The organism is Pseudomonas sp. ADAK2 TE3594 (genome assembly GCF_053628675.1).
The window spans coordinates 2899143-2917440 of the sequence record NZ_JBRJGV010000001.1 but is presented as its reverse complement, the minus strand read 5'-3'; the positions used below and the strand labels follow the sequence as shown (position 1 = coordinate 2917440).

At 57.7% G+C, this 18298-nt stretch carries 21 protein-coding genes and 1 pseudogene; 21 read left to right on the top strand and 1 reads right to left on the bottom strand.

All coding sequences use genetic code 11. From position 1 onward, the window contains the following. Positions 1-69: 69 nt before the first annotated feature. From AB7M22_RS13185 to AB7M22_RS13085, 21 genes and pseudogenes are all read left to right on the top strand, one after another. A complete protein-coding gene (locus AB7M22_RS13185; protein WP_454186615.1) occupies positions 70-927 on the top strand; it encodes a sugar phosphate isomerase/epimerase family protein in 858 nt (285 codons plus the stop codon). Further along, positions 920-1969, top strand: a complete 1050-nt coding sequence (locus tag AB7M22_RS13180) for an isopenicillin N synthase family dioxygenase (protein ID WP_454186614.1) — start codon at positions 920-922, stop codon at positions 1967-1969. The genes AB7M22_RS13185 and AB7M22_RS13180 overlap by 8 nt, the downstream gene beginning before the upstream one ends. A gap of 26 nt (positions 1970-1995) precedes the next feature. Beyond that, on the top strand, positions 1996-2793 hold the full coding sequence (locus AB7M22_RS13175) for a transporter substrate-binding domain-containing protein (RefSeq protein WP_454186613.1): 798 nt from the start codon (positions 1996-1998) through the stop codon (positions 2791-2793). Positions 2794-2842: 49 nt separating this feature from the next. Then, positions 2843-3436, top strand: a pseudogene (locus AB7M22_RS13170) (amino acid ABC transporter permease); the annotation flags it as partial. Continuing rightward, complete coding sequence (locus AB7M22_RS13165; RefSeq protein WP_454188801.1) at positions 3416-4378, top strand: amino acid ABC transporter ATP-binding protein; 963 nt, start codon at positions 3416-3418, stop codon at positions 4376-4378. The pseudogene AB7M22_RS13170 and the gene AB7M22_RS13165, both read left to right, overlap by 21 nt. Before the next feature lie 1019 nt (positions 4379-5397). Beyond that, on the top strand, positions 5398-6333 hold the full coding sequence (locus tag AB7M22_RS13160; protein WP_454186612.1) for a sigma 54-interacting transcriptional regulator: 936 nt from the start codon (positions 5398-5400) through the stop codon (positions 6331-6333). Positions 6334-6701: 368 nt separating this feature from the next. Next, complete coding sequence (locus AB7M22_RS13155; protein ID WP_007906141.1) at positions 6702-6908, top strand: hypothetical protein; 207 nt, start codon at positions 6702-6704, stop codon at positions 6906-6908. A gap of 69 nt (positions 6909-6977) precedes the next feature. Continuing rightward, positions 6978-7847, top strand: a complete 870-nt coding sequence (locus tag AB7M22_RS13150; protein ID WP_454186611.1) for a DNA-binding protein — start codon at positions 6978-6980, stop codon at positions 7845-7847. Positions 7848-7880: 33 nt separating this feature from the next. Beyond that, positions 7881-8237, top strand: a complete 357-nt coding sequence (gene sctI / locus AB7M22_RS13145; RefSeq protein WP_454186610.1) for a type III secretion system inner rod subunit SctI — start codon at positions 7881-7883, stop codon at positions 8235-8237. A gap of 8 nt (positions 8238-8245) precedes the next feature. Next, positions 8246-9040 carry a type III secretion system inner membrane ring lipoprotein SctJ gene (gene sctJ / locus AB7M22_RS13140; RefSeq protein ID WP_454188800.1) on the top strand — a complete coding sequence of 265 codons (795 nt, stop codon included), beginning with the start codon at positions 8246-8248 and terminating at the stop codon, positions 9038-9040. Next, positions 9037-9615, top strand: coding sequence for a hypothetical protein (locus AB7M22_RS13135; protein WP_454186609.1), 579 nt, complete (start codon positions 9037-9039; stop codon positions 9613-9615). The genes sctJ and AB7M22_RS13135 overlap by 4 nt, the downstream gene beginning before the upstream one ends. A 12-nt stretch (positions 9616-9627) precedes the next feature. Then, positions 9628-10233, top strand: a complete 606-nt coding sequence (sctL, locus tag AB7M22_RS13130) for a type III secretion system stator protein SctL (RefSeq protein WP_454186608.1) — start codon at positions 9628-9630, stop codon at positions 10231-10233. A gap of 85 nt (positions 10234-10318) precedes the next feature. Further along, positions 10319-10540, top strand: coding sequence for an HPr kinase (locus AB7M22_RS13125; RefSeq protein WP_007906128.1), 222 nt, complete (start codon positions 10319-10321; stop codon positions 10538-10540). Beyond that, complete coding sequence (locus tag AB7M22_RS13120; RefSeq protein ID WP_008008856.1) at positions 10527-10940, top strand: type III secretion system chaperone; 414 nt, start codon at positions 10527-10529, stop codon at positions 10938-10940. Before AB7M22_RS13125 ends, AB7M22_RS13120 begins: the two co-directional genes overlap by 14 nt. Next, entirely contained in the window at positions 10933-12942 is a 2010-nt protein-coding gene (gene sctC / locus AB7M22_RS13115) for a type III secretion system outer membrane ring subunit SctC (protein ID WP_454186607.1), read from the top strand. The genes AB7M22_RS13120 and sctC overlap by 8 nt, the downstream gene beginning before the upstream one ends. A gap of 104 nt (positions 12943-13046) precedes the next feature. Next, complete coding sequence (hrpT, locus tag AB7M22_RS13110; RefSeq protein ID WP_338009755.1) at positions 13047-13265, top strand: HrpT family type III secretion system protein; 219 nt, start codon at positions 13047-13049, stop codon at positions 13263-13265. After that, positions 13258-13611, top strand: coding sequence for a negative regulator of hrp expression HrpV (locus AB7M22_RS13105; protein WP_454186606.1), 354 nt, complete (start codon positions 13258-13260; stop codon positions 13609-13611). The genes hrpT and AB7M22_RS13105 overlap by 8 nt, the downstream gene beginning before the upstream one ends. A 99-nt stretch (positions 13612-13710) precedes the next feature. After that, positions 13711-14109 carry a type III secretion system chaperone gene (locus AB7M22_RS13100; RefSeq protein ID WP_454186605.1) on the top strand — a complete coding sequence of 133 codons (399 nt, stop codon included), beginning with the start codon at positions 13711-13713 and terminating at the stop codon, positions 14107-14109. A gap of 98 nt (positions 14110-14207) precedes the next feature. Then, the gene (locus tag AB7M22_RS13095; RefSeq protein WP_454186604.1) at positions 14208-14945 is read left to right on the top strand and encodes a hypothetical protein; all 738 of its coding nucleotides are present in this window, start codon (positions 14208-14210) and stop codon (positions 14943-14945) included. A 69-nt stretch (positions 14946-15014) separates the two neighbouring features. Next, positions 15015-16607 carry a pectate lyase gene (locus AB7M22_RS13090; RefSeq protein ID WP_454186603.1) on the top strand — a complete coding sequence of 531 codons (1593 nt, stop codon included), beginning with the start codon at positions 15015-15017 and terminating at the stop codon, positions 16605-16607. Further along, positions 16607-16936: an HrpW-specific chaperone gene (locus tag AB7M22_RS13085; RefSeq protein ID WP_454186602.1), complete on the top strand. Its 330-nt coding sequence runs from the start codon at positions 16607-16609 to the stop codon at positions 16934-16936. The genes AB7M22_RS13090 and AB7M22_RS13085 overlap by 1 nt, the downstream gene beginning before the upstream one ends. 695 nt (positions 16937-17631) lie before the next feature. Here AB7M22_RS13085 and AB7M22_RS13080 read toward each other — a convergent pair. Then, positions 17632-18240: an aspartyl/asparaginyl beta-hydroxylase domain-containing protein gene (locus AB7M22_RS13080; RefSeq protein ID WP_454186601.1), complete on the bottom strand. Its 609-nt coding sequence runs from the start codon at positions 18238-18240 to the stop codon at positions 17632-17634. Positions 18241-18298 lie beyond the last annotated feature (58 nt).

The following is an 18298-nucleotide window of genomic DNA, read 5'->3' as shown; positions in this document are numbered from 1 at the left end:
CCCCTTTCGACTGCCCAGTAATGCCACCAGCCCAATCCGCTAGTGGCCCGACGCAGCCGAGAGGAATGCATGAAGCTAGAGATTTTCCGCACGTTGTGGGGCTATACCGCCAGCAAGGCACAGGCCCTGGATGAATTGCTCGCCGCCGGCTTCGATGGCATCGAAGCGCGCCTGCCGCTGCAGGCCAATGAGCGTGGCGAGTTCGGCGCTTTCCTGCGTAGCAATCGGGTTCCCTATATCTGCACGCTGTTCAGTGCTTACGATGTATTGCCCGACCAGAACGCCACACCCGCCCAACACTTGGCCGACATTGATCGCAAGCTGGGCTGGGCCTCGGAGCTGACCCCACGGTTCGTCAATCTGCTGGCCGGCAACGACCGCTGGCCGCAGGCATTGCAGGTCGAGTTCTTTGGCCAGGCGATGGAATTGGCCGCCAGGCATGGGGTGTTCTGCAGTTTCGAGACTCACCGCGCCCGTTCCCTATACAGCCCTTGGGTAACCCTGGAACTGATCCGCCAACTGCCGGGACTGCGTTTCACCAGTGACATCAGTCATTGGGTGGTCTGCTGTGAGCGATTGCTGGACGACCCGGCCGACGATCTTTCGACCTTCGTCGAGCGTGTGCATCACCTTCAGGCCCGGGTCGGCTATGACCAGGGCCCGCAAGTCCCCCATCCCGCCGCCCCGGAATATGCCCGTGAACTGGCGTTTCATCAGCGCCACTGGGAGGCCGTCTGGGCCTCTCAGCTTCAGCGCGGCTATTCGGTCAGCACCCTGACGCCGGAGTTCGGTGCCGACGGTTATCTGCATCACTTGCCCTTCACCAATATGCCGGTGGCCGACCTCTGGACCTTGAACCAGTGGATGGCCCGGACCGAGCGCGAACACTTCGACCGTTTCACCCGTGAAGGAACCCGCCATGAGTAATACCTCATCAACCCAGGCCAACTTCAACAGCATCCCGATGGTGAACATCGCGGGACTCTTCAGTATCGAACTGGAGCACCGCCTGGCCGTGGCCGAGCAACTGGGCCGCGCCGCCAGCGATGTGGGTTTTCTGTACATCACCGGGCATGGCATCGATCCGGCGCTGATCGAGGGCCTGCGCCAGGCGGCCAGGGATTATTTTGCACAGCCGCTGGAAGCCAAGATGCGCCACTACATCGGCGCCTCGCAAAGCCATAAGGGTTTCGTGCCCGAAGGTGAGGAGGTGTATTCCAAGGGCAAGCCGGATCATAAAGAGGCCTTCGATATCGGCTTCGAAGTGTCAGTGGATGACCCGCTGTTCCTCAACCGTACGCCGCTGCTGGGGCCGAATCACTGGCCCGACGTGCCGGGCTTTCAGGGCGCGGTACAAAACTACTATCAGGCGGTGTTTGCCCTTGGCCGCCGGCTGTTTGATGGCTTCGCGTTGGCCCTGGGGCTGAAGGAGGGCTATTTCGATGCGCTGGTGACTCGTCCGCCCTCCAAGTTGCGGCTGATCCATTATCCCTTCGACGCCGATGTCGTCGACGCTCCGGGCATCGGCGCACATACCGACTACGAATGCTTCACCATCCTGCACGCCGATCAGCCGGGGTTGGAGGTGCTTAACGATCAGGATCAGTGGATCGATGCACCGCCAATGCCCGGGGCGTTCGTGGTGAACATTGGCGACATGCTGGAAGTCATGACCGCAGGTGCCTTTGTCGCCACCGCCCACCGGGTGCGCAAGGTTGCTCAGGAGCGCTACAGCTTCCCGCTGTTCTACGCCTGCGACTATCACACGCTGATCAAACCGCTGCCGGCTTTCGCCAGGGATGCCGGGGATTACGAGGCACTGGCGATTGGCGAGCACATGTGGAGCCAAGCGCTGCAGACCTACCAGTACCTGCGCAAGCGCGTAGCGAACGGCGAGCTTGAGCTGCCGTCCCGGGCTCGAAAGCCATCGAGCTTCGGCCGCCTGAAGAACACCACCACTCATTCCTAAAAAAACAACCAACGGAGCTTCCCACGATGAAAAGCCACTACGCCCTGAGCAAACTGAGTCTGCTCGCCGCCGGCCTGTTCTGCGCCAGTACCACCTTCGCCAGCACCGCGACCCCGGGTGTGTTGAAGGTCGGTATGGAAATAACCTACCCGCCGTTCGAGTCCTACGACGCTGACAAGAATGTGGTTGGCTCCGACCCTGAGTTGGCCCACTCCCTGGCCAAGGCGATGAGCGTCAAGGCCAACTTCGTCGACACCAAGTTTCCCAATCTGATCAACGGCCTCAACGCCGGGCATTACGACGCGATCATTTCCGGTATGTACATCACTCCCGAACGCCAGCTCCAGGCCCGCACCATCGCCTATGCCAACACCGGCGCCGCGATCATGGTGCCCAAGGGCAGTGAGTTGACCCCGCAGGTTCCCGAGGACTTGTGCGGCCTGAAGATCGGTCTGGAGCAGGGCACCACCTGGGTGGCCAAATTCACCCAGTTGTCCAGCGACTACTGCGTACCGAACAACAAAGGCGCCATCACCGTCAACGAGTACCCCTCGGCTCCCGAAGTGACGCAGGCGCTGCTCTCGAAGAACATTCAGGCGCAGGTGGAAATCGCCGGTGCCGCGCACATGATCGCCCAGCGCACCAACGGGCGGGTCGTGGTCAGTTCGCAGAAGCTGGTGTATCCGCAGACCTTGGGCATCTACGTGAAGAAAGACGCCGACGCTACCTATCAGGCGCTGGTCAAAGCCCTGGCCGACAGTAAAGCCAACGGTGAGTACGCCGCCATTCTCAAAAAATATGATCTGGAACCGATCTCCGAGTAATGGCTGAAACCGCGCCCTCGGTCGAGGGCGCGGCTCGCACGAGGTGTCTATGCAATTCGACTGGTCTTACTTTATTTCGCTGTTCTCCAAGACTGACTTCTGGGCGGCGAGCCTGACCGTCATCGAACTGAGTGCCCTGGCCTGGTTCCTGGGGATGGTGCTGGGCTTCGTTCTGGCATCAGCCAAGTTGTCCAGCTTGCCCTGGCTGCGCATGCCGGCGTCACTCTACATCTGGTTCTTTCGCAGCATTCCGCTGCTGGTGCTGGTGGTCTTCATCTACAACCTGCCGCAGTTGCTGCCCGGTGCCGGGCCGATCCTGTCGGTACCGTTCTATTCCGGCCTGTTGGCGCTGGTGGTCACTGAGGCCGCCTACATGGCCGAAATTCATCGTGGCGGACTGATCTCGGTCGCCAAAGGCCAGAAGGAAGCCGGCCGTGCCCTGGGTATCGGCCTGTTCGGCCTGCAACGGTTGATTGTGATTCCCCAGGCGTTTCGCATCTCACTGCCGACGTTGATCAATGAATACATTACGGTGGTCAAACTGACCTCGTTGATCTCGGTGATTTCACTGACTGAGCTGCTGACGGTGGGTCAGCGCCTGTATGCCCAGAACTTCCTGGTGATGGAAACCCTGGCGGCCGTGGGCGTGTACTACGTGCTGATCGTCACAGTGTTCGGCTTCGCCCTGCAGCGTCTGGAGCGCTACCTGGACCTCAACCTGCGGACACCGCAAACCCTCGATAGCGCCTCGGCAAAAGTGCTGCGTGACAGTCTGGCGCCTGTCGCAACGAGCACGTTCAAACCCCCGGCCAAAGGCGCCGCCCCGGCCTTGCAGCTGCAGGGCGTGCACAAACGCTACGGCGATCATCATGTGCTCAAGGGCATCGACCTGAAGGTACAAAGTGGTCAGGTGATTTCTATCATCGGCCCGTCGGGCTCCGGCAAGACCTCGCTGATTCGTACGATCAATGGCCTGGAGCACATCGATCAAGGCGAAATCCTGTTGTTCGGGGAAAGCTTCATCAATGCCGGCGACAAACCGGATGGCCGTCGGGTTCGTCAGGGCGTACGGCGCATCGGTATGGTGTTCCAGAACTTCAACCTGTTCCCGCACCGGACACTGCTGGACAACATCAGCCTCGCTCCCCGTTATCATGGCGTCGGCCGCGCACTGAGCGAACAACGCGCCTGCCAGCTACTCGACAAGGTCGGCCTGTTGGCACACGTCCACAAATATCCGCATCAACTGTCCGGGGGCCAGCAACAGCGCGTGGCTATTGCCCGGGCCATGGCCATGGACCCGGACATCCTGCTATTCGACGAACCCACCTCGGCGCTGGATCCGGAGCTGGTTGGCGAGGTGCTTACGGTCATCAGCAATCTGGCCCGGGAAGGCATGACCCTGCTAATCGTCACCCATGAGATGGACTTTGCCCTGTCGATTTGCGACCGGGTGATCTTCATGGACAACGGCCACATACAGCTGGATGCCTCGCCACAGGCGATTCGCGAGGAGCCTGAGGCTCATAGAGTGCGGCGGTTCATGGGGTTGCAGGAGCCAGAGGAGGAGGGATGCCTGTCTTGAATGCGTTCGGCTGAGCGCCATCAGAACTCACCCGTCAGATTGGCGCGGCGGGTACTTTGCGGGCCTGCAACGGGCCCGTGACTGATCGATATGATCAATCCTGGCAGCCGATATCGGACATAACGTTATCATTTGAGCAGATGGCGTTGTAACGGCCCGTCAGAGAGATGGCTGGCCAAAACGTTGTTGCTTCGCTTGAGCCTCCACACCAGAGCCTTCATCCTCTAAAAGACCACACATCAAAGGAAATCGGCACAGCCCTTGCTTCGGCGTTCTGATTCATAGGGTCGGTCAGTCAAGCAATTTCAGCCGCGCCGTACTCTTCGCATTACGGATTAACTGACCGGTCGATCAGATATCAACTTACTCCCGTTTCGGAACATATCCCCCTCGTGCGCATCGCGCGATGCCCGAGCATAGAGAGAGTTTGCCTGTTCTGGTTATTGAATAAACACAACCACTCAATAGGTAATGTTCATGATGAGTGCCGATGATTTTGGCGGTAGGGTGATCGATTATAAGTGCCTGGCTTGTTCCTGACGAACAATGCTGTTCGTCAGGTCAAAAAAACGTGGCTCGATCTGAATGGACGGCGAGGGGGAAGACGCATGGTCATTTAAAAAAAATGCTGACAAAAATTAACGCTTATTCACTCATTCAAGCGCGACGTCCATTTTACTTCTTGAGACGTTTGTCTTTTTTTGCGGATATCAAGACGCCGGGAAGAGAATCTGATTTATTGACGTATTTATTCGAGCCGGGGGTTGAGTTGGGTACGACGCTGATTTTACGAGAATTAATGAGGTGGCGATTGTTGCGGTAGGTTAGCGTACGTAACTGTATCTGTCGTGAAGGGTTGGGGTATAGATTGAAGTTTGCTTATCATGTTCCCCTGCTGCACACCCGAGAAAGATAAATGGACTGGGTTTGCGGCAGTTAAAGCACACGATCGTATAAAAAAAGCCCAGGCGGCATAGGAGTTTTTGTCATGGTTAATGAAAAGGATGGCGGGGGGCGATATGGAAAATAACCATCCACAACAGGTGCATGAAGTACTAGACATTTGGGGAGCGTTACAGTCATTCATCCGAACGGCCGCTCCACTCAAAGTGGATATGATTCTTGAAGGAGAAACCGGTACCGGGAAAGACACGTTGGCGCGCCGTGCCCATCAACTCTCCGGACGATCAGGGCCGTTTGTCGCTCTGAACTGTGCCGCGGTGCCCGAGCAACTGGCGGAAAGCGAGTTGTTCGGGGTGATGGCAGGGGCTTTTACAGGGGCGCATAAATCTCGATCCGGTTACATCGAGGCGTCTGACAAGGGCACATTGTTTCTCGATGAAATCGACAGTATGCCGCCGCTATTACAGGCAAAACTGCTCAGGGTGTTGGAGATGCGGGGTATAGAGCGATTAGGGTCGACGCGTTTCGTGCCCTTGGATCTGCGCGTTCTTGTAGCAACGCAAACGCCACTGAAAACGCTGGTCGAGCAGGGTAAATTCCGTCGCGACCTGTATTTTCGCTTGAATGTCATCACTATCAAACTTCCCACTCTGCGCTCTCGACCCGACTTGATATTGCCCTTGTTCGAACGCTTTGCCGAGGATGCGGCATCCAAGCATACCAAGCCCATGCTTGAAGCCCCGGCCGATTTGCGCAAGCAACTGCTCAGCCATCATTGGCCGGGTAATATCCGAGAGCTCAAGGGCGCTGCTGAACGCTTCGTTTTGGGGGTTTCGCCCTTGCAGGGAGAGCATCATGCCAGCGGTGAAAGCACAGTATTGCTGAGGCCTCAGTTGCGTTCGTTCGAGAAAGCTCTCATTCAGGACTCGCTTTTTCGCCACGCCAAGTGCATCGAGGCGGTGGTCAGTGAACTGGGGATTCCCAAGCGTACCCTTTACCACCGCATGAAAGCGTTGGACATCACCTCTGCAAGCGAGTGGATGGGGGTGTAGTGGGTTTCTGAGCGATTGCCGGCACAGCATCGAAAATCGTTCATGCACTGTTTTGGTTCTAAAACCTGGTGTTTATCAAACTCCCATTAGAGGAGTTCTGGAACCCCCCATGGGATATGACAATCGTTAGAAATGCTTTTTCTGACGGGATGAATAAGGCGTGCAGACGGGAATCACCCTGGCACGCACTGATCGTTGGCCCGACCAGATGACCTGTTCGATGGCTGATGAGGGAGGAAAGTGCCCTGGCGGATTATCGGTATTTTTGTCTCTGAGAAACTTTGGAACCATTTTCTACGCACCTCCACTCATTAAGCGAATGTCATGTCGATGTTCAAAAAAACCTTCAATGATCAGGAGTAATAACTATGGCTGGTGGTGCTTCCCTTGGCGCTTCGATGGCTGCAATGACTAAGATGGACGCAACTTCTGCTGCGACCACCACAATGAATGCTGAAGCGCAATCCAACAAAATGATGACCGATACCGTGAACGGCATTTCCAGTGCCTATCAGGACTCGGCAACTAAAGCCCAGAACGCGATGCAGCAAACCGGTAAGGCCATCAACTACTAAGTTGACGACAGCCCTGCCCGTGTCAATGGGCAGGGCTGTATGGGTCATCACTTTCAAGGAGTAGAGCATATGATTTCTTCTTCGCTTGGTACCACGCCCAGTGGCTTCAATAATGTTGCCGAGTTCGACAGTAAGAGTAGCGATACGGCCAGTAGCATCGCTTCTTTGCTGAGTGACGTGTTACTTGAAAAGAAAGGCAGCGGCGCGAAGTTCGATCAGAAAAATCCGCTGGTCGCCATGGTCGCGGAACATATGGACAAGAACCCGGAAAAGTTCGGAAAGCCCGACGATGCCAATGGCAATGTGAACGGCTGGAAGGATGAGCTGGGTGAGGATGATTACCTCAGTGGCGACGAAAAGAAAGCCTTTACCAAAGGGCTGGAGAGTCTGATTCAAGAGATTCTCGGCGGTGGCGTGGGCAACGACTCCGGCGGTTTCGGCAGCAACGGTACGCAGAACTCCTCAGGCTCGTTGGACACCAACGACTTGTTGTCGGCCTTGCTCGGCGATCTGGGTGAAGAGACGCTCGACAATCTGCTCAAGCCGACTGGCGATCCTGCTCGCGACAAGCGTGGAGAGGTGGCGTTCAACCCTGAGGACAAGGATGTGCTCAAGGAAGTGGCCCGTTTCATGGATATGCACCCGGAAGAATTCGGCAAGCCGGACGGCAAGTCGAAGGACTGGATGGGCGAGCTGTCCGAGGGCGATACCTACATGTCCCGTGCCGAAGGCGAGCAATTCCAGAAGGCCATCGACATGATCAAGGGGCAGGTCAAAGACAACGCTCAAGGTAACTCCCTGGCGGCAGACATGCCGAATGCCGGGCAGAACTTCTTGAACGGTGGCGCTGGCAATACATTGCAGACCGACGCCAGCATTGCGGCCGGCAACGTACTTTCAGTGCTGGTCCAGCAGTCTTCCACCAACGCCCGCGGTTGAGGGCAACACCCATGCCTTGGCAGGAGGAGCGTGATGGCGATTACACGCATAACAGGTAGTCATGCAGATGTATCCGGTTCTGCACTAACGCCAGACGATGCTCCTGCCAAGGCAGACATCGCTTGGTTCAACGCCACCTTGCACCGGCCCGTCGAGAAACCGGCAAGCGCTGATCAGGTGGCTATCCCGGCCTCGCAGGCCTCGCTGTCGCTACAGCGTTTCAGCGATCGGGCCGCACGGGATCTGGATCGGGCGTCGAGGTCCATTGACCCGCAAGACGCGATGAAGGCCAACCGCTCGTTGTCCTCGTTTTATCTGGAGAGTTTGCTCAGCGCAAAAATCGTTAGCAAAGCCGCACAGAGCGTGGAAAAACTCACCAGTCTGCAATAGGCATGAATATGCGTCTTAGAGTAGTGAGACTGGCAAGCGTCCTGCTGTTGTCGATGTCTATGGCTGCCTGTGGCGACCGCATGGAATTGCATCGTGGCCTTTCCGAACAGGATGCCAATGAAGTACTCGCCGAGTTGTCGAACAAGCAAATCGATGCACAAAAGCGCGTAGACAAGACCAGCGTGGCGGTTCTGGTCTCTGCGCAAGATATCTCGCGCGCCGTCCGGGTGCTCAGTGCCGTGGGTTTACCGCGCGACTCGCATTCGAGCCTGGGCGATATTTTTCGCAAGGAAGGGGTTATCTCCTCGCCGCTGGAAGAACGGGCACGCTACATCTATGCGCTGTCGCAGGAGCTGGAGCGCACGCTTTCACAGATCGATGGCGTGGTGGTCGCGCGGGTGCATGTCGTGTTGCCTGAGCGCATTGCGCCGGGAGAGCCGGTACAACCTGCCTCGGCGGCGGTCTTTATCAAACACCGCGAGGATTTTGATCCGGACAGTGTTGTACCGCGCATTCGCAGCATGGTCGCCAGCAGCATTCCGGGTATGGCGGGAGCCGATGAAAAGAAACTCTCGGTCATTTTCGTGCCTGCTGAAACCTATCATGCGCAGCCGGACATGGTCAGTTTCGGGTCGTTTGTCATTGCACGCGATCGGCTTGAATTCTGGCAATTGATTGCGCTGCTCAGCGCGGTGGGGCTGTTGCTGTTTCTGATCGGGCTATTCGCGCTGAACCCCGGCTGGCGTCAAACCATTGTTGCTCGACTCAAGTCTGGCAAAGAACCCTTGAGCGACCCTCGATGAACGTCGCAACAAGTGCCGAGCAGTCGCTCTACTGGTTGCGCTGGTGGGCCTATGGATGGTCGAGCGCCCATCCCAGCTGGCAACTGCAAGCGCGTATCGGGCTGGATCCCGAGCTGGCCGCGACGGTTGGCAAGATTCGCTATTCATGGCTGAGCCACAGGCTGGAGGTTATTGCGCTGCCGGCACAGAAACCGCGTCCGGCTTTATTGCGCTTGCTCCAGCTTGCGCCAGAGAGCCGACAACGGGCCCTCGATCTGGCGATTGCCATCTGCAGCGGGGGAGCGTCTGGCCCGGACCTGGATGAAGCCGGGCACACTTGGTGCCGACGCATGGCCAAGGCTTTGCAGCCGGGCTATTGGATGCCCGAAGGGTGGCGCCAGTACCCGCCCGAGGAGGCGGGGCTGTTGTTACTCAAGGCCTGGGTCGCAGAGCCCACTTGGAGAAAACTGCGCCTGGGATTTCCTCGTCCTGCCGTCGAGGCGGTCGAGCGGATCACGCTGCCAGCGATGCCGTCGCCCAGGCTGGATGCCGTGTGGGAGGCGGTCAGTTGGCATGTCTTTAACGTCACGGAGTAAGGGGATTTCGACATGCTGGCCGTTCGCAAACTCACACTGGCCGGTGATCGCCAACTGATCGGCGAGCCACTGTTGCGTCGCGAAACGATAGAAGACTGTTTGCTCGCCGCGCAGGTCCTGGAGGTTGCCCGAGAACAGGCGCAAAGCATTCTCGACGCCGCGCTCACACAAGCGCAGGCGTTGCGCGACGATGCCGCCGAGCAAGCCCAGGCGCAAGTCTGGGGGCAGGCTCAGGCGCTGTTCGACGACTGGCAAACGCAGCGCGAGCAGATGTGGGAGGGGCTGAATGAAACGGCTCGGCAGTTGCTCGACGAGGCATTGCGCACGTTACTGGGCGAAGTCCCGGAGCCGACTCGTATCGATTCCTTGCTGCGCCATCTGAAGGCTGCCCAGCCTGCTGACGAAGCCAGTGTGCTGCATTGTCATCCGGACCTTGCGCAAGTGCTTGCCGAGCGCTTGCGTGTGCTTGGCCATTCGAACTGGACAGTGCGCGCCGACTCGCAACTGCCCGCGCAGGGTTTGAGCCTGCGCACCGGCAGCGGTGACTTCAATCTGAGTTGGCAGGCCCTGCAGCGCTGGATTCTGCCGGAGCAAGAGCGTCTCGAGAGCTGCGCTTGAGTTTCGGCTGATTGCTCGAACGTTCGACGGAACCGAAGTGCGTGCCGTACCACTCATCAGAGAGTCAAGGACCAGGAGTATCACCATGTTTTCTTTGGAAGCAATCCGACACCGTCTCGATAGCAATTTCGAGCGCACGCAACAACAGTTGGACAAATCTGCCGTAGAGATGGATGGCCTTTCCCCGGATGACTGGCACGCCTTCAACACCGCGATGCGTCAGACATCCACCGCCTCCTGGGCGGCGAATCAGGAGGTTGTGGTCAAGCACAACCTGGCCAAGGCCATTATCAATGAAATCCGCTGAGCTCAAGCTGACGGTCGAGCGTTGGCTGGACAGTGGCGAGCATGAGCTGAGCCTGGCGGTCGATGGTGCCCGGATGTCGTTGCAGCGCCGTGGGGGCGGGGTGCTGTGTTGCGCGATGCTCAGCACAGTCTGGCGTGGCGACGATGCTTCGCTTGAAGCTGCGCTGCGTCTTTGCGGCCCCAGCCTTGGACGCTTTGCCGGTGCACTGGCGCTCGATCCGCAGGAACGTCGTCTCTGCCTTTTACTGCGTCTGATGAGCGATGACAGTTCGGCAATCATCCGTGCACTGGAGTCACTGGCCAATCAGCGCGATGTCTGGCAGTCGTTGCTCACTGAAGCCAGTGCGCCAACCCCTCGACGGCCCGAGCGACCTACCTTGATGGGGAGACCTTATGTTTAAGCGACTTTGCTGGTTACCCCTGCTGGGTGCCCTGGCACTACCGGCGTTGGCTGGCGTCCCGGAGGATTGGCGCCAGTCGGCCTACGCCTATGAAGCGATTGAAACGCCCTTGTCGACGGTGCTTGCCGACTTCGCCGAGTCGTTCGGCGTCAAGTTGAGCCTGCATGGGGTTAACGGTGTGGTGAACGCGAAGATACGTTCAGCCAACGCCGAAGAGTTTCTCAACCGGTTGGCGCTGGAGCATCAGTTCCAGTGGTTTCTGTATAACGGCAAACTGTACGTGAGCCCTCAGGCCGAACAGGTTTCTCAGCGCCTGGAAATTTCCGCCGATGCCGCGCCCGACTTGAAACAGGCCCTGACGGACATTGGTTTGCTGGATAAACGCTTCGGCTGGGGCGAGCTGCCCGACGAAGGCGTGGTGCTGGTCAGCGGCCCCTCGAGTTACATCGAGTTTATCCGCGGCTTCAGCAAAGAGAAGGTCAAGCCCGAAGAGAAGCAGCAGGTCATGATGTTCCCTTTGCGTTATGCCTCGGTGGACGATCGGGAGGTTCGTTATCGCGACCAGAGCCTGGTGATTCCAGGCGTGGCCAATATGCTGAACGGTTTGCTCGACAGTCGACGAATACCCGTTTCGCCGGTGGGTTTTCAAGACAGCATTCAGGCCTACCAGGGCCTGGCAGACATGGCCCGCGGGAAAATCCAGAGCCTGGCGGGCGAGCGGGAACCGGTCAAGCCGCGATCCGTCGGCGTTTCGGCGAGTAAGTCGAACAAAAAAGTGGTGGCTGACTCGCGCAACAATGCGCTGTTGATTTATGACGATCCGCAGAAGCGCGATGTCTATGAGAAGCTGATCGAGCAGCTGGATGTTTCGCGTAATCTGGTGGAGATCGATGCGGTCATTCTGGATATCGATCGCACTCAGTTATCGCAGCTGGAGTCGCGCTGGAGCGCACAGGCAGGGTCAGTCGGTTTCGGCAGTTCATTGCTGACGGGCGGTATGTCGACCCTGTTTATCAGTGACTTCAAGCGTTTCTTTGCCGACATACAGGCGCTGGAAGGTCAGGGCGTCGCGTCGGTGATTGCCAATCCTTCAGTGCTGACCCTGGAAAACCAGCCGGCGGTGATCGATTTCAGTCGGACCGTGTACATCACTGCCACCGGCGAGCGGGTGGCGAACATTCAACCCGTCACCGCCGGCACCAGTTTGCAGGTGATCCCGCGAACCATACCCAATGGCGCGCAGAACCGTTTCCAGTTGATCATCGATATCGAAGATGGCCAGATCGAACAGAGCGCCGACAGCACTACGCCAGGGATCAAACGCAGCAGTGTCAGTACCCAGGCAGTTATCAGCGAGAATCGTTCGCTGGTCATTGGTGGGTTCCATGTCGATGAAAGCGGCGATCATGAAGACCGGATTCCGCTTCTCAGCGATCTGCCGCTGGTGGGGCCATTGTTTTCGTCCAAACGCCGGGAAAATTCACGACGCGAGCGGCTGTTCATCCTGACCCCGCGTCTGATTGGCGATCAAGTGGACCCGGCGCGTTACCTGGCGGCGGAGAACAAGCCACAGTTGGCTGCGGCCCTGGCGCACACAACATCGCCGGGCAAGGACGCAATGTTGCGTGATGTGCTGGGCACTGCCATGGGTGAGTTGGTCAAGGGGCGTATTCCTGCCGGAGTCAACGCTCTATCTTCCGGCGTGGCAGTACGGGATCTGTGCAAGGTCGGGGACCAGCCTTTGGCGTTCAGACCCGAAAAGGGGCAGTGGTTCGCGGGTATCGACTACAGTGTTGCAGTGGGTGTGGTGCGCAACACCGGCAAGCGGCCTCTGCAGTTCGAAGAACAATCCTGTGCAGGCCCGCAGACGCTTGCGGTGACGGTCTGGCCGGATACGTTGTTGCAGCCTGGCGAGTCCGCTGAAGTGTTTATCGCCTTGCGTCCCATTGCCATTACTGGAGTGCCGGCAAAACCATCGAGAATGTCACTATTACCGCTTTGAGCAGAGAACAATATTGAGTTAATTAATTAATCATGATTCTCTGTTGCTGCCTGTCTGATGGAGGCTTCAATCATTAGTCTTACTATTGCAGGCGGCAGGGAGCGATGAAGGTAAGGGATATAAGTATGAACGTTAATTATTTTTCTTTTTTATTGATTGGGAGTCAGTTGCTTTTGAGTGGGTGTTCCGCCACGGGTACAACGAACTGCAATTCATCTGATTGCGCAAGACCTGTGTCTAATGAGCAGCAGTTGAGTGTTTGGTGGTCACCGGCTTTACGCAACGGACAAAGTGATTACAGTAGGGTGCCGCTGCATGAATGAAGTGATTATCCGCAGTACCGATCAACAGGACTTCATGACCCATGTCGGTGAGGGACGAGCCAGTGTCTGGCAATGGGCTCCGGGTATTGAACTGGTCTTTCGCGAGGAGGGCGTCGGTTGGGGCATTGCCTTGAATATTCAGCGCAGTGCGCAGCGACCGAATCTTTTTTCCGATACGTTGAAGCGTCGTTTTGAGGACATAGAATCCTTCGACGGTTATTACATTTGTCTTGATGGCCAGCATACGTTCGTGATCTGGCATGCGCTGCCCGACGAGTTGCGCTCCAGCGATACGCTGGAACAGATTTTGACTCAGGTTCTGGAACTGGCAGGTCTGAAGCACTGAGTCAGGCTCGGTTCCACAAGGAACCGCATGCCATTGTTTTTCCACTCATGAAGTGAGCCAGGCGAGTGCCTGGCAGATGCTCACATGAGAGGATTAAAAATGGCGGACTCCAATAAAACTATCCAGCGCTTTCTCGACCGAATGGGTGAACGGTTGGGGCTCCCCTTGGCTTTACAGCAGGGAGTATGTGCACTTTATGATAACGACGATAATCAAGTGGCTGTTATTGAGTTTCCGGAACACAGTGAAAATATCGTACTTCACTGTCGGCTCGGAAGTGTTCAAAAACGCGCTGATAATTTTCAGCGCTTGCTTGATTTTAACTTCGACGTCTCGGCCTTGCGCGGTTGCTGGCTCGCGCTGGATCAGGGTGAGGTGCGTCTGTGCACTCAGCGCGAGCTCGAGTATTTGAATGAAGACCACTTCTGTCATTGGGTGACCGGTTTTATTGCACAGGTCCGGGAAACCCGTACTTCGCTTGGGCGACTGTTGGCGTAATACAAGTAACAGGGAACTGGCTGTTATTGCGCGCCACTTAGCGAGGGATGGTTACAGTCCGTAACTATCCCATTCACTTTCAAGCGAGGCTACAGACCATGGCAGATTCAAGTATTTCGCAAAGTTCATTGGGCTCTTCCGGCCTGGGCGGTCTTGGCGGCGCGGGCGACACGGGGCTTGGGCAGACAGGCCTGGGAGGCGGTCAATCCGCTGGTTCATCGCTGGAGGAGCTGGCGGGTGCACTGTCCGAACTGCTGCTCAAGTCGTCCGACGGTTCGGGGCAACAAGGCGCAGGTGGCGCTGGTAGCGGCAGTGGTGCGGGCTCGGATGCCCTCAGCAAATTGCTGGATCAGTTGAAGAGCGGCACTCAAGGCGCCCAGGACAGCGGTCAGAGCGACGCGTCCAACAAGGATGCGCAAACCAAGGGCGGTGAAGACGCATCAACTCAGGAGTTGCTCAAACAGCTTCTCCAGGCGCTCCTGAAGCAATTGCAGGGCGGTGAGAGTGGTGACAGCACCGGCCAGGGCAAGGGCGTCGATGCCGCGGGCGGCGCAAGTGGTGCCGGTGGCGCTAGCCCGGGTGGGGCGGGTGGAGCAGGTGGTGGCCAAGGCGTTGAAGAGTTGCTCAACACCTTGATGAAAAGCCTCGGTGACAGCTCGTTGTCGAAGTCGGTAGCGCCGACTACCGATGGGGGTGGTCAGGTCAGCAAGGACGGCACCTCGCAGGAGACGTTGGGAATGGTCGGCCAGCTCATGGACACCTATCCGGAAACGTTCGGCACGCCAGGCCAGGGCAATGGCGGGACTTCCGGTTTGGGCGACGCGCCGAAAGTCTAAAGCGCCTCCGCAATACGCGGAAGCGTTGGCGAGTGTCACTTCTTGTTATTGATCAATGAGGCTAAAAATATGGCGGACTTAAATATCACAATAAACCTTGGCCAAAGTGCTTCCGGTTCCAATGGTATCGGCACTCAGGGTGACACCGGGCTGGGGCAGACTGGCGCCAATGGCAGCCAGTCCGGTGCTTCAGCCCTGGAGGACCTGGCAGGCCTGCTGTCTGAGATGCTGCTCAACTCGTCTTCAGGGCAACAGGGCACAGGCAGTGCGGGCAGTGGCGATGGCTCGAATGCCATCAGCGATCTGCTGGAAAAGCTGAAGAGCGGCAACAGCGATGTCCAGGGCAGCGGTCAGGGTGGCACGTCCGATAAGGGCGCGACTCAGGGCGGTGACGAAGCAGGGGACAAAGAGCTGCTCAAGCAGGTTCTGCTGGCACTCTTCGAGACGGTCCTGGGTGGCGATAATGCCGAAGGCTCGAACCAGGGCAAGGGCAGCGACGCCCTGGGTGGTGCGGGTGCCGGCGGCAATAAACTGAACGCGCTGGGCGGCACCAACGAGTTGGGTGGTGGCACGGGCGTGGGTGGCACCAGTGGCTCAGGTGACAGCCAGAGCACTGAAGAGCTGGTTAACAACTTGATGAAGAGTCTTGGCGACGGCTCCTTGAAAAACTCGGTATCGCCGACCGCCGACGGCGGTGGCCAGGTCAACCAGGATAGCAACCTGAAAGAGCTGCTGGAGTTGATCAGTCAGTTTATGGACAGCCACCCGGAAACCTTCGGCGACGCGGCGAAAGGCGGTGATGCATCGTCCGGCGGGGGCACTTCGCCGGTCTCGGCGGGCGGCAGCCCATCGCCAGTTTCCGGTGGCGGAGGAGGGGGCGGTGCTGCTCCAGAGGCCGGTGGTTCCGAGGGTGTCGCGCCTACGGTCACCGGAGCTGCAGGTGGTGGCGGCGGTGCATTGGCGCCGACGGGCACTGACTCGAAAGGTCTGGCGCCGTCCTCCAATGCGACTTCAAGCACGGGCGGGGCTTCGAACATCGATTTCCCGACCGCATCGAGCAATCCGACCGTGGTCAACGAGACCATCAAGGTCGGTCCTGGTGAAACCTTTGATGGTGGCGGCAAGACCTTCACCGCAGGCTCGGCCCTGGGTGATGGCGGTCAAGGCGAGGGGCAAAAACCGCTGTTCGAACTGGCCGAGGGCGCCACCCTGAAGAACGTCGTGATCGGTGAAAACGGCGCGGACGGTGTTCACGTCAAGGCCGGGAGCGAGAAGGCGGTCAACGTCGATAACGTGCACTGGACCAATGTTGGCGAAGATGCGTTGACCGTGAAGGACGGCGGTGCCAAGACCACCAACCTGAACATTACCAACAGCACGGCCCAGGGCGCGAATGACAAAGTCTTCCAGCTCAATGCCGATGCCAACGTGAAAGTCGATAACTTCAAGGTCAAGGATTTCGGCACCTTCATGCGCACCAATGGTGGCCAGCAAGGTAACTGGAATCTCGACCTGAATAACATCAGTGCCGAGAACGGCAAGTTCTCGTTCGTCAAAAGCGACAGCGAAGACCTGAAGCTGAAGACCCATAACATCGACCTGCAGAATGTCGAGAACGCCTACAGCAAACTGCCTGAATCGACCAAACGGGAGGACGTGTGATGGCTGACGGGCACGCAATGGATCAAGCGCCTGTGAGCTGGAAGAGTCTGGTGCAGGGTGACGGCTACCTTTCGCCGGAGCAACGCAAGGCGTTCGAATATGCGATCGAGCTGGTGCTCGAGCGTTTGCATGCAACACTCGATCAACCGACTCAAGACAGCGGACGCTTTCAGTTCGACCGCTATGTCGACGGTCTGGAGACCTTGTTCTTGCGTGATGCGAATGCTCAAGACCTGCAAAGCGATGCCGCAGTGACAGCCTTCTGGATCGTTCGGCTATTTGCCGACAGGATCCTGCGGGCTGGCGACACAAGACCCAGCATGCACTGATATACCGCTGGAATCAGGCCCGGTCATTTGACCGGGCTTTTTCGTTTGGACGGCACATCCCGCGAAGACGGAAAAAGAGGGGCAGAAGAAAGGTGACAGCTGTGGCGAGAAAGGCACAAGTAGTCCCAATGCCGGCATGTCAAAAAATGTGAACGATGAAGATCCTGTGGGAGCGGGCTTGCCCGCGATGACGGTGTGTCATCCAACATGCATGGCGACTGACACGGCCTCATCGCGGGCAAGCCCGCTCCCACAGTGGTCGGTGTTGTTCGCAAAATTTGGTGTACATCGCCAATTCCCTTGTGGGAGCGAGCCTGCTCGCGATGAGGTCCTTACATTCAATATCGATGTCGCCAGACACTCTGCCATCGCGAGCAGGCTCGCTCCCACAATTTGTTCCCGGTTGACCACCAATTTGATGTTCGAGTTAGATCCCTGTGGGAGCGGGGCCCGCGATGGCGGTGTGTCATCCAACATGCATGGCGACTGACACGGCCTCATCGCGGGCAAGCCCGCTCCCACAGTGGTCGGTGTTGTTCGCAAAATTTGGTGTATGTCGCCAATTCCCTTGTGGGAGCGAGCCTGCTCGCGATGAGGCCCTTACATTCAATATCGATGGTGCCTGACACTCTGCCATCGTGAGCAGGCTCGCACAGGTTTCGTGCCTTGACGTTTTTTTGCGGTGCCTGCGGCGTTCAGCGGCTGGCCATTCTGGCTTTATCGAACTCAAGGTAAAGAATGGTGCGCTCGACCTCCGAGGCATTGACCACGAAGTGATCGAGCGAACCATCAAAGATCACAGCTTCGCCCATGCGATGCTGATGAAATTCACCATTGACGTTGAGGTAGGCGTAATTGCGCTCATCCGCTGCGCTCAGCGTGATGTGCATCTGCAGCAACCCCTCGCTGAACACTTCCGGATGCCGATGGCAGCTCAGGAAACTGTGAGCAGCCAAGCGTGCCAGGGAGCACACCTTGAGGCCATCAAGAGCGCCGAGCAGCTTGAGCGTCTCGGGAAAAAACGCCCGGGCGGCCTCGATCGGCTGGTTCTGCACTTGCAGGGCAAATTGCACCCAATCACGATTCCCGCCGGCTTGCCCCCAGCCTTTGAGCCAGCCGTAGTCACCGCCCTGAAGCAAATGTTGGTTGAGTTCGGTGAAGACCTGAGCATGGCTCTTGTCGGTCCGGTCGATGTCGAGCAGAGGTGCCTGCAGACGTGATAGTTCGTCGCGAATGATCTGCCAGTTGTTTTTCAGTTCGAGCAGCGGTTTGAACGAGTCCAGCGGATAAAAGGAGGGGCGCACGGCGAGGTACTCCAGATAATCGAGTAATGAGAGAGGTGCGATTGTCAGTGATCGCCTC

What these genes read in the sequence shown, in the direction of transcription:
- AB7M22_RS13185 (WP_454186615.1), top strand. Translation starts at nt 70, where the DNA reads ATGAAGCTAGAGATTTTCCGCACGTTGTGGGGCTATACCGCCAGCAAG.
- AB7M22_RS13180 (WP_454186614.1), top strand. Translation starts at nt 920, where the DNA reads ATGAGTAATACCTCATCAACCCAGGCCAACTTCAACAGCATCCCGATG.
- AB7M22_RS13175 (WP_454186613.1), top strand. Translation starts at nt 1,996, where the DNA reads ATGAAAAGCCACTACGCCCTGAGCAAACTGAGTCTGCTCGCCGCCGGC.
- AB7M22_RS13165 (WP_454188801.1), top strand. Translation starts at nt 3,416, where the DNA reads ATGGAAACCCTGGCGGCCGTGGGCGTGTACTACGTGCTGATCGTCACA.
- AB7M22_RS13160 (WP_454186612.1), top strand. Translation starts at nt 5,398, where the DNA reads ATGGAAAATAACCATCCACAACAGGTGCATGAAGTACTAGACATTTGG.
- AB7M22_RS13155 (WP_007906141.1), top strand. Translation starts at nt 6,702, where the DNA reads ATGGCTGGTGGTGCTTCCCTTGGCGCTTCGATGGCTGCAATGACTAAG.
- AB7M22_RS13150 (WP_454186611.1), top strand. Translation starts at nt 6,978, where the DNA reads ATGATTTCTTCTTCGCTTGGTACCACGCCCAGTGGCTTCAATAATGTT.
- sctI (WP_454186610.1), top strand. Translation starts at nt 7,881, where the DNA reads ATGGCGATTACACGCATAACAGGTAGTCATGCAGATGTATCCGGTTCT.
- sctJ (WP_454188800.1), top strand. Translation starts at nt 8,246, where the DNA reads ATGCGTCTTAGAGTAGTGAGACTGGCAAGCGTCCTGCTGTTGTCGATG.
- AB7M22_RS13135 (WP_454186609.1), top strand. Translation starts at nt 9,037, where the DNA reads ATGAACGTCGCAACAAGTGCCGAGCAGTCGCTCTACTGGTTGCGCTGG.
- sctL (WP_454186608.1), top strand. Translation starts at nt 9,628, where the DNA reads ATGCTGGCCGTTCGCAAACTCACACTGGCCGGTGATCGCCAACTGATC.
- AB7M22_RS13125 (WP_007906128.1), top strand. Translation starts at nt 10,319, where the DNA reads ATGTTTTCTTTGGAAGCAATCCGACACCGTCTCGATAGCAATTTCGAG.
- AB7M22_RS13120 (WP_008008856.1), top strand. Translation starts at nt 10,527, where the DNA reads ATGAAATCCGCTGAGCTCAAGCTGACGGTCGAGCGTTGGCTGGACAGT.
- sctC (WP_454186607.1), top strand. Translation starts at nt 10,933, where the DNA reads ATGTTTAAGCGACTTTGCTGGTTACCCCTGCTGGGTGCCCTGGCACTA.
- hrpT (WP_338009755.1), top strand. Translation starts at nt 13,047, where the DNA reads ATGAAGGTAAGGGATATAAGTATGAACGTTAATTATTTTTCTTTTTTA.
- AB7M22_RS13105 (WP_454186606.1), top strand. Translation starts at nt 13,258, where the DNA reads ATGAATGAAGTGATTATCCGCAGTACCGATCAACAGGACTTCATGACC.
- AB7M22_RS13100 (WP_454186605.1), top strand. Translation starts at nt 13,711, where the DNA reads ATGGCGGACTCCAATAAAACTATCCAGCGCTTTCTCGACCGAATGGGT.
- AB7M22_RS13095 (WP_454186604.1), top strand. Translation starts at nt 14,208, where the DNA reads ATGGCAGATTCAAGTATTTCGCAAAGTTCATTGGGCTCTTCCGGCCTG.
- AB7M22_RS13090 (WP_454186603.1), top strand. Translation starts at nt 15,015, where the DNA reads ATGGCGGACTTAAATATCACAATAAACCTTGGCCAAAGTGCTTCCGGT.
- AB7M22_RS13085 (WP_454186602.1), top strand. Translation starts at nt 16,607, where the DNA reads ATGGCTGACGGGCACGCAATGGATCAAGCGCCTGTGAGCTGGAAGAGT.